Below are 855 nucleotides of genomic sequence, written 5' to 3'. Positions count from 1 at the left end.
GTGTTTATTCGGATTTAGTGGTCATAGATATATATTGCTGAGCAATGCGCATTAATGACTGACTCTCATTCGAAGGAGGAATTGGTACCTGAATTTGTTTTATATTGTTAACAGGAGTCACTGTGTCAGTTTTATTTTTGCCTACTTTGATGTAAGTGTCAGTATTTTTAATGTGCAAGTTTGTAGCGTGCGCATTAATATTGGAATCCTCTGAATCAATATCATATACGGTACTGCAATTATCGACGTATAATCCATCAATATTAAGCTCTACGTTACCACTAAGGCCAAAAACTGAACCACAATTTGTAACACTACAATCTTTTAATGTAATCATTTGTCACCTAAGGAAAATTTATGGCAATTAAAATTACCGCAGATAATTCATCAATCTCTGTAAAAACATTTGCGATAGCACCAGAGTCTGCAGAATTAGATATTCAACTATTAAATGGAACAATAGTTCATGCTGAAACAATGTTAGAAATAAGCTCTGTGGATAGTATACATAAAACTTTGGGTTTGCCTAAAGATTCAATTAGTAATGATCAATTAGTGGCATTAATTGAAAAGGTGTTAGAGCAAGATAAGGCTGTTGATAAAAATTCAATTTTAAAATGGGCAAATAGTAGCGCAATTTTTGCAACACTTGCGGGATCTGAACCGTTAGTTCTTGTTGTCTCTGCTATTGTTGGTTTAGCTAGTGTTGGTAGTAAAGGTATCGGTAAACTTAAATCTTTAATTCAGAGATAACACATAACAATCGCATCAACACGATTTACTACACTCGGCATCTCAGGTTGTCGGGTGTTTCTCGTTTTAAGGCGTCAATATTAAGTATAATTGCTTGGTAGT

The 855-nt window shown here is 34.2% G+C and carries 2 protein-coding genes; one reads left to right on the top strand and one right to left on the bottom strand.

The genetic code is table 11. The features are described from left to right. Positions 1–4: 4 nt before the first annotated feature. Positions 5–337 (bottom strand): hypothetical protein, encoded by a 333-nt coding sequence (locus BTO23_RS15170; RefSeq protein WP_105063914.1) that lies wholly within the window; start codon positions 335–337, stop codon positions 5–7. Positions 338–357: 20 nt separating this feature from the next. On the opposite strand from BTO23_RS15170, the gene BTO23_RS15165 reads away from it, so the two are divergent. After that, positions 358–753, top strand: coding sequence for a hypothetical protein (locus tag BTO23_RS15165; RefSeq protein ID WP_105063913.1), 396 nt, complete (start codon positions 358–360; stop codon positions 751–753). The last annotated feature ends 102 nt before the right edge of the window (positions 754–855 follow it).

It is taken from the genome of Aliivibrio sifiae, assembly GCF_002954715.1.
Taxonomy (GTDB): Bacteria; Pseudomonadota; Gammaproteobacteria; order Enterobacterales; family Vibrionaceae; genus Aliivibrio; species Aliivibrio sifiae.
Note: the sequence above shows the minus strand (reverse complement) of the source record. Positions and strands in the feature narration are given on the sequence as shown.